Here is an 11,088-nt window from a genome sequence, read left to right as displayed (position 1 = left end):
GGTCTCAACCGCCATCACGCCCATCCGCCCCCGCGGCCCCCGCCAGCGCCGCTAACACCCTGCTCAAGGACACAGATTGCTTCACACGACATGTCTCATGAGACACACTCAGCGCGAAGATCACTTCCACGCCGACCACGTCGACGGCCTGCCCGGTGTGCTGCACGGGCGGGCGGTGGGCGCCGTCGAGACGACGGCCTTCGCCGACCCGCCGGGGCGGGCGGCCTTCGTCGCCCGCGAGGCCGCCCGGGCCCGGGTGCCCGTCGTCGAGGCGGTGCCGGGGGAGCGGCGCCGCTGGGGAGAGCTGTCCTGGGAGGTGCTGTGGCCACCGGCCGCCGGGACGTCCGCCGTGGCCGAGGACGGCCCCAACGACGCCAGCGTCGTGCTGCTCGTCCGCAGCTCGGGGCTCACGCTCCTGCTGCTGGGCGACCTGGAGCCGCCCGCGCAGCAGGAGCTGTGGGAGACCCACCCCGGCCTGCCGCCCGTGGACGTCGTCAAGGTGGCCCACCACGGCTCCGCCCACCAGGACCCCCGCCTCCTTGCCGGGCTCGCCCCGCGCCTGGCCCTGATCTCGGTGGGCACCGGCAACCCGTACGGGCACCCGGCCGACCGCACGGTGCGGGCGCTGCGCGAGCGCGGCACGGTCGTCCTGCGCACCGACACCGACGGGGCCCTCGCGGTCACGGGCCCCACGACGGCGGTGACGAGCGGCCGCGTACGCCGGAGGCGCCGGGCCCCGGGGCTCCGGCCGTTCCTGACGGGGGATAGAAAGCTGCCATGCACACAACGGATACGGACGCCTATCTCGAGCGCATCGGGGCCCGCCGCCCGGTCGCCCCCACCCTCGGGGCGCTGCGTGAGCTGCACCTGTGCCACGTGACCGCGGTGCCCTTCGAGAACCTCTCCATCCATCTGGGAGAGGAGATCGTCCTGGAGGGCGCGGCCCTGGTCGACAAGGTGGTGCGGCGGGTGCGGGGCGGCTTCTGCTACGAGCTCAACGGTGCCTTCGCCGAACTGCTGACGGCGCTCGGCTACCGGGTGAGCCTGCTGGCGGGCCGAGTGGCGGGCCCGGAAGGAGGCTTTGGCATTCCCTTCGACCACCTGGCCCTGCAGGTGGACATCGAGGGAGAAGGGGAGAGTTCGGAAGGGACGGAGTCGTTCCTGGTGGACGTCGGCTTCGGCCGCAACAGCCAGGTGCCGCTGCGCCTGGCCGAGCGCGGCGAGCAGACGGACCCGTCGGGGGTGTTCCGGCTCGTGGAGACGCAGGAGGGTGACCTGGACGTCGTCAGGAACGGGGAGGTGCAGTACCGCCTGGAGCGGCGGCCGCGGGAGCTGGCCGACTTCGAGGGCGGCAGCTGGTGGCACCGTACGTCGCCGCAGTCGCCGTTCACCCGGTCGGTGCTGTGCTCCCGGCCGACCGGTTCCGGCGGGCGGGTCACCCTCGCCGGACGGACGCTGATCGTCTCCGGCCCCGGTGGCCGGGAGGAGAGGACGCTGACCGATCAGGAGGTGCTGCCCGCGTACCGGGAGCACTTCGGCATCGAGCTGGAGCGCATACCGGAGGTTCGCCCCTTGGCCTAGGGGGCGCCCCGTAGGGGCGCGGGGAACTGCGCGACAGGCCACGACGCGCCCGCAGACGAAGTGCCGTGCTGCGCCCCCGGCCCCCACGGCGGCAGCCGACGCGTCACTCGACCTCGAGCCAGCCGTCGTACTCGTCGGCGAGCTCGCGCAGGGCGGCGACGTCGAGGTCACCGTCGGGGTCCTCGAGGACCACCAGCCACTGGGCGTCCTCGGCGTCGTCCTCGCCGGCGAGCGCCTCGCGCACGATCTGGGGGTCCTCGTCGAGGCCGAAGCGCCGGCCGGCCTCGTCCGCGGCCTCCTCGGCGGCGTCGCGGTCGGGCAGCACGAGCAGGTGCCGGAGGGGTTCTGATGACGTGGAGACATAGGAGGAAGCGCTGGTCACCCGCCCATTGTGCGGCATGGGATCACGGGCGTACGAGGGGGTCTGTCACTGGGGCATGGGATGCTGTTCCCGATGGCCAGGAAGACTGCACCCGACGACCTGCTCGCCCCCGTCACGCTCGCCGTGGGGCAGGAGGATCTCCTCCTCGACCGCGCCGTGCAGGAGGTGGTCGCGGCCGCCCGGGCGGCCGACGCCGACACCGACGTCCGGGATCTGACCCCCGACGCGCTCCAGCCGGGGACGCTGGCCGAGCTGACCAGTCCGTCGCTGTTCGCCGAGCGCAAGGTCGTGATCGTCCGCAACGCGCAGGACCTGTCGGCGGACACGATCAAGGACGTCAAGAGCTATCTGACCGCGCCGGCCGAGGAGATCACCCTCGTCCTGCTGCACGCCGGCGGGGCCAAGGGCAAGGGGCTGCTGGACGCGGCCCGCAAGGCGGGGGCGCGCGAGGTGGCCTGCCCCAAGATGACCAAGCCGGCCGACCGGCTGGCGTTCGTTCGCGGCGAGTTCCGTGCGGTGGGCCGCTCGGCGACGCCGGAGGCCTGCCAGGCGCTGGTCGATGCGATCGGCAGCGACCTGCGGGAGCTGGCGAGCGCCTGCTCCCAGCTCGTCGCGGACATCGAGGGCGCCATCGACGCGGCCGTGGTCGCCCGCTACTACACCGGCCGGGCGGAGGCGTCGAGCTTCACGGTCGCCGACCGGGCCGTGGAGGGCAGGGCGGCCGAGGCGCTGGAGGCGCTGCGCTGGGCCATGGCGACGGGCGTCGCCCCCGTGCTGATCACCAGTGCCCTGGCGCAGGGTGTCCGCTCCATCGGCAAGCTGGCCTCGGCCCCCCGCGGGGCCCGGCCGGCGGATCTGGCCCGGGAGCTGGGCATGCCCCCCTGGAAGATCGACCGCGTGCGCCAGCAGATGCGCGGCTGGTCCGCGGACGGCGTCGCCGCGGCGCTGCGCGCCGTCGCCGAAGCGGATGCCGGGGTGAAGGGTGGCGGCGACGACCCGGAGTACGCCCTGGAGCGTGCCGTGGTCGCCGTGGCCCGGGCCGCCCGCAGCGGCGGCCGCTGACCCGCGGCGTTCGGCCCTACCGGTCTCGGCCCTACTGGTCGAGGAAACGCCCGGAGGCCCGGTGCCGGCCCTGGGGAAAGGGCGGCACCGGGCCTCCGGGGTGGATCGTTGAGCCTCAAGTGGCTCGTGCCGCACCCGCGTGGCGAACGGCCGCGTGCGGCGGGGGTGCCGGGTCCGGAGCGGTTGAGAGGGTCCGCTGAGTCCGTAGCCGGCGATCAGACTGTGTCGTCCGGCCTTACTTGGCGGAGACGAGCTTGGCCAGCGCCGACTTCTTGTTGGCGGCGGCGTTCTTGTGGATGACGCCCTTGCTCGCGGCCTTGTCCAGCTTCTTGCTGGCCAGGCGGACGGCGGCAACGGCCTTCTCGGCGTCGCCGGCGGCGATGGCCTCGCGGGCCGAGCGGATAGCGGTCTTGACCGAGGACTTGACGGCCTTGTTACGCAGGCGCGCCTTCTCGTTGGTCTTGTTCCGCTTCATCTGGGACTTGATGTTCGCCACGAAAGAGCCTTTTCAGGTTCGTTGGATTTCGATCATGTGCCGTGTGCGTGATGAGAGGGCACGACAAGACACAGTGAGCCAGGCTACCAGTACGCGCCCCGGCGTCCCAAACCGGACCGAGGCCGCCGGTCATGGGACCATGGAGGCGTCGTATATCCGACTCCCGCCGAGACTGGCGTTCACACGCCGAAGTCACCGAATGGATCCTGCGTGCCCGCGACCCCTACCAACGTGCCCGAGCCGAGCCGTACCGACCCGGCTCTGATCCGTAACTTCTGCATCATCGCGCACATCGACCATGGCAAGTCGACGCTCGCCGACCGGATGCTCCAGCTGACCGGTGTGGTCGACCAGCGGCAGATGCGTGCGCAGTACCTCGACCGGATGGACATCGAGCGCGAGCGCGGCATCACGATCAAGTCCCAGGCGGTCCGTCTGCCCTGGGCGCCCACCGAGGGCGAGGGTGCGGGTGCCACCCACATCCTGAACATGATCGACACCCCGGGCCACGTCGACTTCACCTACGAGGTCTCCCGGTCCCTGGCCGCGTGCGAGGGCTGCATCCTGCTGGTGGACGCCGCCCAGGGCATCGAGGCGCAGACCCTCGCCAACCTCTACCTGGCGATGGAGAACGACCTCACGATCATCCCGGTCCTCAACAAGATCGATCTGCCGGCCGCCCAGCCGGAGAAGTTCGCCGCGGAGCTGGCCAACCTCGTCGGCTGCGAGCCGGAGGACGTGCTGCGCGTGTCGGCCAAGACCGGCATGGGCGTCGAGGCGCTGCTCGACCGCGTCGTCGCGACCGTCCCGGCCCCGGTGGGCGTCAAGGACGCGCCCGCCCGCGCGATGATCTTCGACTCGGTCTACGACGCCTACCGCGGCGTGGTGACGTACGTGAAGGTCGTCGACGGCACGCTGAGCAAGCGCGAGCGCATCAAGATGATGTCGACCGGCGCCGCCCACGAGCTGCTGGAGATCGGCACCAACTCGCCGGAGATGGTCCCGGCCGACGGCCTGTCCGTCGGCGAGGTGGGCTACCTGATCACCGGCGTGAAGGACGTGCGGCAGTCCAAGGTCGGTGACACCATCACCCAGCTGCACGGCGGTGCCACCGAGGCGCTGGGCGGCTACAAGGACCCCAAGCCGATGGTGTTCTCCGGCCTGTACCCGCTGGACGGCTCGGACTACCCCGAGCTGCGCGACGCCCTCGACAAGCTCCAGCTCAACGACGCCGCACTGGTGTACGAGCCGGAGACCTCGGCCGCCCTGGGCTTCGGCTTCCGCGTGGGCTTCCTCGGCCTGCTGCACCTGGAGGTCATCCGCGAGCGCCTGGAGCGCGAGTTCGGCCTGGACCTGATCGCCACCGCGCCCAACGTGGTCTACCGCGTGATCATGGAGGACGGCGTCGAGCACACGGTGACGAACCCCTCCGAGTTCCCCACCGGCAAGATCGCCGAGGTGTACGAGCCGGTCGTGCGGGCCACCATCCTGGCCCCGAGCGAGTTCATCGGTTCGATCATGGAGCTGTGCCAGACCCGCCGCGGCGTGCTGCTCGGCATGGACTACCTCTCCGAGGACCGCGTCGAGATCCGCTACACCCTGCCGCTCGCCGAGGTCGTCTTCGACTTCTTCGACCAGCTGAAGTCCAAGACCCGCGGCTACGCCTCCCTGGACTACGAGCCCACCGGCGAGCAGACCAGCGAGCTGGTCAAGGTCGACATCCTGCTGCACGGCGACAAGGTCGACGCCTTCTCCGCCATCACGCACAAGGACAAGGCCTACGCGTACGGCGTGCGGCTGGTCGCCAAGCTCAAGGAGCTCATCCCGAGGCAGAGCTTCGAGGTGCCGGTGCAGGCCGCCATCGGCTCGCGCGTCATCGCCCGCGAGACCATCCGCGCCATCCGCAAGGACGTCCTCGCCAAGTGCTACGGCGGTGACATCTCCCGTAAGCGGAAGCTGCTGGAGAAGCAGAAGGAGGGCAAGAAGCGGATGAAGATGGTCGGCAGCGTCGAGGTGCCGCAGGACGCCTTCATCGCGGTGCTCTCCAGCGACGAGGGTGACAAGGGTAAGAAGTGACAGCGCGTGCCCCGGCCGGGTTCCCGGCCGGGGCACGGCGTCATGGAGCCCCTCCGCCGGCCGGCCCTTGATCAGCCGGTTCCGCACTCTTACGCGACGGGCTCTTCCGGCCTACCCTGATCACTGCTCGAAGGTTACTCGCGAGTCACCAGCAACGAGGCGGGCCCCGGAGGATGCCGTGACCGAGACGCAGGCTTTGATCGAGAACCGGCCGCCCTCCGTGGCGACCCTCTTCCTCGACCGGGTCGAGGCCACCCCCGATGCGGAGGCCTACCGCTACCCCGTACCGGCCACCGGCGAGGGGCCCGACACGTGGGCCGCCCTGACCTGGCGCCAGGCCGCCGACCGCGTCTTCGCCGTCGCCGCCGGCCTCATCGACCTCGGCATCCTCCCCGAGGAGCGCGTCGCCCTGGCCTCCGCCACCCGCGTCGAGTGGATCCTGGCCGACCTCGGCATCATGTGCGCCGGCGCCGCCACCACCCCCGTCTACCCCAGCACCGACGCCGACGAGACCGCCTTCATGCTCGCCGACGCCGAGTGCCGCATCCTGATCGCCGAGGACGCCGCCCAGCTCGCCAAGGCCCGGCTGCGCCGTGCCGAGCTGCCCGGCCTCGCCCACGTCGTGGTGATCGACGCCGCCGACGCCACCCCCGCCGAGGGCGACCCCGAGGGCTGGGTCCTCTCCCTCGCCGACCTCGAGAAGCGCGGCACCGCCCTGCTCGAACGCCGCCCGCAGGCCGTCCGCGAGCGCATCGAGGCCCTGCGCCCCGAGCAGCTGGCCACCCTCATCTACACCTCCGGCACCACCGGCCGCCCCAAGGGCGTACGGCTGCGGCACGACGCCTGGTCGTACATGTCCCGGGCGATCGAGGCCACCGAGCTGGTGCGTCCCGACGACGTGCAGTACCTGTGGCTGCCGCTCGCCCACGTCTTCGGCAAGGTGCTCACCACCGGCCACATCGCCGTCGGGCACATCACCGCCGTCGACGGCCGCATCGACAAGATCGTGGAGAACCTGCCGGTCGTGCGGCCCACCTACATGGCCGCCGTCCCGCGCATCTTCGAGAAGGTCTACAACGGCGTCGCCGCCAAGGCCCGCGCCGCCGGCGGAGCCAAGTACAAGATCTTCCGCTGGGCCGCCGACGTCGCCCGCGAGTACGCCAAGGTCTCCCAGGACAACTACCGCCGCACCGGCAGCAAGGCCGTCCCCTTCGCCCTCGCCGCCAAGCACCGCGTCGCCGACGCCCTCGTCTACGCCAAGATCCGCGAGGCGTTCGGCGGCCGCCTGCGCGCCTGCGTCTCCGGCGCCTCCGCCCTCGCCCCCGACATCGGCTACTTCTTCGCCGGTGCCGGCATCCACATCCTGGAGGGCTACGGCCTGACCGAGACCAGCGCCGCCAACCTCGTCAACCCCGGCGACGCCTACCGCACCGGCACCGTCGGCAAGCCCCTGCCGGGCACCGAGGTGCGCATCGCCGACGACGGCGAGATCCTGCTGCGCGGCCCCGGCGTCATGGAGGGCTACCACCGCCAGCCGGAGAAGACCGCGGAGGTGCTGGAGTCCGACGGCTGGTTCCACACCGGCGACATCGGCGAACTCTCCCCGGACGGCTACCTGCGCATCACCGACCGCAAGAAGGACCTCATCAAGACCTCCGGCGGCAAGTACGTCGCCCCCGCCGAGATCGAGGGCCGCTTCAAGGCCGTGTGCCCGTTCGTCTCCAGCATCCTCGTACACGGCGCCGACCGGAACTACTGCACCGCCCTCATCGCCCTCGACGGCCCCGCCGTCCTCGACTGGGCCAAGGACCACGGCCTGGCCGGCAAGCCGTACGCCGAGGTGGTCGCCGCCCCCGAGACCCACGCCATGGTCGAGGGCTACGTGCAGCGGCTCAACGAGGGCCTGCAGCGCTGGCAGACGATCAAGAAGTTCCGCCTGCTGCCGCGCGAGCTGGACGTCGAGCACGGCGAACTCACCCCCAGCCTCAAGCTCAAGCGGCCGGTCGTCGAGCGCACGTACAAGGACCTGATCGAGGAGATGTACGCAGGAGCACGCGAGGCGTGAGGGGCCCGGACGGCGGCTCCTGCCCCGTCCTTCGCGCCCCATGCCCGCCGTACTCCCAAAGCGTCCACTTGCCCAACTCGGCGCACCTGGGCACCGCCCGTCTGTCACTCTGGCGGTGGTGAATTCCGCACTATGCCGTAAGCGGTCAGGAGCGTCACCGTGAGGACATCGCCAACGTCCGGAAACGGCACGCCGGTTGCCCGCGCACCCTCCCGCAGAGCGGGCGCGCAGGGCACCGGCGGCTGCACGGGCGAGACGGCCACCGCCCGCACCAGCCTGCCCGGCGACGCCCGCGCGCCCTCCGCCGCCCGCCGCTTCGTCCGCACCGTGCTCGCCGGCTGGAACGCCCACGACGTGGTCACCTACGACGCCACGCTGCTGGTCAGCGAGCTCGTCACCAACGCCGTGGTGCACGCCGGCACCTCCGTCGACCTCGAATGCCGCCTCGATCCGGCCCGTGGCGGCAGCCTCGTCGTGGAGGTCACCGACCACCACCCCACCCGCGAGTTCCGCGCCCGCCGCCCCGCTCCCGGAGAGCGCGACGGCCCCGCCCACTGCGGCCGCGGCCTGCGCCTGGTCGCCGAGCTCGCCGAGACCTGGGGCACCGCCTACCGCCGCACCGACAAGACGGTGTGGTTCCACCTGCCCACCAGCCGCCCCGACCGCGCCGGCGAGCTGCCCGCCCTCTCCGACCAGGCGCTCCTGCGCGACCTGCGCGTCGCCGAGAGCCTCGGCCCCGGTTCCTGCCCCGAGCTCCCCGCCCGGCCGCCCGCCGAGGCCGGCCGCCACCGCGCCCTGTCCTTCCTCGCCGAGGCCTCCGAGCTGCTCGCCGGCCAGTTCGAGGAGGACACCGTCGCCTCGCTGGCCGCCCAGCTCGCCGTCCCCCGGCTGGCCGACTGGTGCGCCGTGTGGCTCGACGCCGAGTCCGCCCCCGGCACCATCCACCCCGCCCCGCGCCTGTCCTGCGTCTGGCACGCCGACGAACGCCGCACCGAGCCCCTGCGCGCCGCCCTCCTGCACGCCCCGCCCCTGCTGCCCGCCACCGGCCGCCCCGTCCCTTGGCCCTACCGCCAGGACCCGCCCGGCGCCGCACCCGCCGGCACCCCGCCCGGGCCCGCCCTCGCCTGCCGCCTCGTCGCCGGCGGCCGGGCCCTGGGCACCCTCCTGCTCGGCCGCACCGCCGGCCCCGGCCTCGGCGACGACGTCACCGGCCTCACCGAGGACTTCGCCCGCCGCCTCGCCCAGGCCCTCGCCTCCGCCCGGCAGTACACCCGCCAGGCCACCATCAGCACCATCCTCCAGCGCGGCCTGCTGCCCCGCGGCGTCGCCCACATCCCCGGCATCGACAAGGCCGTCGTCTACGAACCCTGCGGCGACACCGCCGCCGGCGGCGACTTCTACGACGTCTTCGCCGCCGGCGACGACCGCTGGTGCTTCGCCCTCGGCGACGTCTGCGGCAGCGGCCCCGAAGCCGCCGTCACCACCGGCCTCGTCCGCCCCTGGCTGCGCCTGCTGGCCAAGGAGGGCTACGGCGTCGCCGACGTGCTCACCCGCCTCAACCGCATGCTCGCCGAGGAGGCCGCCGAGGACGCCCCCGGCCCCGCCCCCCGCTTCCTCTCCCTCCTCCACGGGCAGCTCGCGCCCCGCACCGACGGCGGCTCCGGCGTCCGCTGCACCCTCGCCAGCGCCGGCCACCCCCTGCCCCTCCTGCTGCGCCCCGACGGCTCCGTACGGGCCGTGGGCGCCCCGCAGATACTGCTCGGTGTCGTCGAAGAGGTCGCCTACGGCAGCCAGACCTTCGACATGGCCGCCGGCGACACCCTGCTGTGCGTCACCGACGGCGTCACCGAGCGCAAGGCCGGCAACCGCCTCTTCGACGACGCCGACGGCCTGGCCGCCACCCTCAGCGCCTGCACCGGCCTGACCGCCGAAGGCGTCGCCCGGCGCATCCGCGACGCCGTCCACGCCTTCGCCCCCACCCCTCCCGACGACGACCTCGCCCTGCTGGTGCTCCGGGCCGAGTGACCCCCGGCATGACGGACAATGGACCCCATGCCTTCCGTACTGCCTGACGGCGAGCCCATGCCCGAGGACGGGGCACTGCCCCACCACGCCCTCGCCGGCTCCGGGCAGCGGCCCCTCGGTTTCTACCTGCACGTCCCCTACTGCGCCACGCGCTGCGGGTACTGCGACTTCAACACCTACACCGCCAGTGAGCTGCGCGGCTCCGGCGGCGCGCTCGCCTCCCGCGACACCTACGCCGAGACCGTCGCCGACGAGATCCGCCTCGCCCGCAAGGTGCTCGGCGACGACCCGCGCCCGGTCGAGACGGTCTTCGTCGGCGGCGGCACCCCCACCCTGCTGCCCGCCGCCGACCTCGGCCGCATGCTCGCCGCCCTCCGCGACGAATTCGGCCTGGCCGAGGACGCCGAGGTCACCACCGAGGCCAACCCCGAATCCGTCGATCCCCGCTACCTGGACGAACTGCGCGCCGCCGGCTTCAACCGCATCTCCTTCGGCATGCAGAGCGCCCGGCAGCACGTCCTGAAGATCCTCGACCGCACCCACACCCCCGGCCGCCCCGAGGCGTGCGTCGCCGAGGCCCGGGAAGCCGGCTTCGACCACATCAACCTCGACCTGATCTACGGCACGCCCGGAGAGAGCGACGACGACTGGCGCGCCTCCCTCGACGCCGTCCTCGGCGCCGCCCCCGACCACGTCTCCGCCTACGCCCTCATCGTCGAGGAAGGCACCCAGCTCGCCCGCCGCATCCGCCGCGGCGAGGTGCCCATGACCGACGACGACGTGCACGCCGACCGCTACCTCATCGCCGACGAGACCCTCTCCGCGGCCGGCTACGCCTGGTACGAGGTCTCCAACTGGGCCACCACCGAAGCCGCCCGTTGCCGCCACAACGAGCTCTACTGGCGCGGCGCCGACTGGTGGGGCGCCGGCCCCGGAGCCCACTCCCACGTCGGCGGCGTGCGCTGGTGGAACGTCAAGCACCCCGGCGCCTACGCCCAGGCCCTGACCGAGGGCCGCTCACCGGGCGCCGGCCGCGAGATCCTCACCGACGAGGACCGCCGCGTCGAACGCGTCCTGCTGGAGCTGCGGCTGGAGGAGGGCTGCCCGCTGTCCCTCCTGCGCCCGGCGGGCCTGGCTGCGGCCGAGCGCGCCCTGGCGGACGGTCTCCTGAGGCCCGAGGCGTACGCGGCGGGGCGCGCGGCCCTGACGCTGCGGGGGCGGCTGCTGGCCGATGCGGTGGTGCGGGACCTGGTGGACTAGGGGGGGGCGCCTGCGGCGGGCCGAGCCCCGGTCCCGCCCTCTCCCCGTCTCCTAGCGGGGCTGCGCCCCCTAGCACCCCCCGGACCGGGCTGCGCCCGGTGTCCTCAAACGCCGGACGGGCTGTTCAGCCCGTCCGGCGTT

The 11,088-nt window shown here is 72.9% G+C and carries 8 protein-coding genes and 1 pseudogene; 7 read left to right on the top strand and 2 right to left on the bottom strand.

Annotated elements, in window-relative coordinates:
• Nucleotides 1-121: 121 nt before the first annotated feature.
• Together ABD361_RS30125 and ABD361_RS30120 are read left to right on the top strand one after the other, a co-directional pair.
• A pseudogene (locus ABD361_RS30125) lies at nucleotides 122-880 on the top strand (ComEC/Rec2 family competence protein); the annotation flags it as partial.
• Nucleotides 778-1,581 (top strand): arylamine N-acetyltransferase family protein, encoded by an 804-nt coding sequence (locus ABD361_RS30120; protein ID WP_344440135.1) that lies wholly within the window; start codon nucleotides 778-780, stop codon nucleotides 1,579-1,581. The pseudogene ABD361_RS30125 and the gene ABD361_RS30120, both read left to right, overlap by 103 nt.
• A gap of 103 nt (nucleotides 1,582-1,684) precedes the next feature.
• Here ABD361_RS30120 and ABD361_RS30115 read toward each other — a convergent pair whose 3' ends face one another.
• Nucleotides 1,685-1,981, bottom strand: coding sequence for a hypothetical protein (locus ABD361_RS30115; RefSeq protein WP_425583367.1), 297 nt, complete (start codon nucleotides 1,979-1,981; stop codon nucleotides 1,685-1,687).
• A 54-nt stretch (nucleotides 1,982-2,035) separates the two neighbouring features.
• On the opposite strand from ABD361_RS30115, the gene holA reads away from it, so the two are divergent.
• Complete coding sequence (holA, locus tag ABD361_RS30110; protein ID WP_344440131.1) at nucleotides 2,036-3,025, top strand: DNA polymerase III subunit delta; 990 nt, start codon at nucleotides 2,036-2,038, stop codon at nucleotides 3,023-3,025.
• Nucleotides 3,026-3,260: 235 nt separating this feature from the next.
• Here holA and rpsT read toward each other — a convergent pair whose 3' ends face one another.
• A complete protein-coding gene (gene rpsT / locus ABD361_RS30105) occupies nucleotides 3,261-3,521 on the bottom strand; it encodes a 30S ribosomal protein S20 (protein ID WP_344440129.1) in 261 nt (86 codons plus the stop codon).
• Between the two features lie 210 nt (nucleotides 3,522-3,731).
• Between rpsT and lepA the strand changes: the two genes are divergently transcribed.
• The 4 genes from lepA (at nucleotide 3,732) to hemW (ending at nucleotide 10,947) form a co-directional block, all read left to right on the top strand.
• A complete protein-coding gene (gene lepA / locus ABD361_RS30100; protein ID WP_344440127.1) occupies nucleotides 3,732-5,597 on the top strand; it encodes a translation elongation factor 4 in 1,866 nt (621 codons plus the stop codon).
• Nucleotides 5,598-5,775: 178 nt separating this feature from the next.
• Nucleotides 5,776-7,662, top strand: a complete 1,887-nt coding sequence (locus ABD361_RS30095; RefSeq protein WP_344440125.1) for an AMP-dependent synthetase/ligase — start codon at nucleotides 5,776-5,778, stop codon at nucleotides 7,660-7,662.
• Between the two features lie 159 nt (nucleotides 7,663-7,821).
• On the top strand, nucleotides 7,822-9,687 hold the full coding sequence (locus ABD361_RS30090; protein ID WP_425583366.1) for a SpoIIE family protein phosphatase: 1,866 nt from the start codon (nucleotides 7,822-7,824) through the stop codon (nucleotides 9,685-9,687).
• A gap of 27 nt (nucleotides 9,688-9,714) precedes the next feature.
• Nucleotides 9,715-10,947: a radical SAM family heme chaperone HemW gene (hemW, locus tag ABD361_RS30085; protein ID WP_344440123.1), complete on the top strand. Its 1,233-nt coding sequence runs from the start codon at nucleotides 9,715-9,717 to the stop codon at nucleotides 10,945-10,947.
• The last annotated feature ends 141 nt before the right edge of the window (nucleotides 10,948-11,088 follow it).

The organism is Streptomyces luteosporeus, assembly GCF_039532865.1.
Classification (GTDB): Bacteria; Actinomycetota; Actinomycetes; order Streptomycetales; family Streptomycetaceae; genus Streptomyces; species Streptomyces luteosporeus.
This window is presented reverse-complemented; position numbering and strand designations above follow the sequence as displayed.

Bases quoted from the DNA above. Each gene is read 5' to 3' on its own strand.
- ABD361_RS30120 (WP_344440135.1), top strand. From the start codon at position 778: ATGCACACAACGGATACGGACGCCTATCTCGAGCGCATCGGGGCCCGC.
- ABD361_RS30115 (WP_425583367.1), bottom strand. From the start codon at position 1,981: ATGCCGCACAATGGGCGGGTGACCAGCGCTTCCTCCTATGTCTCCACG.
- holA (WP_344440131.1), top strand. From the start codon at position 2,036: ATGGCCAGGAAGACTGCACCCGACGACCTGCTCGCCCCCGTCACGCTC.
- hemW (WP_344440123.1), top strand. From the start codon at position 9,715: ATGCCTTCCGTACTGCCTGACGGCGAGCCCATGCCCGAGGACGGGGCA.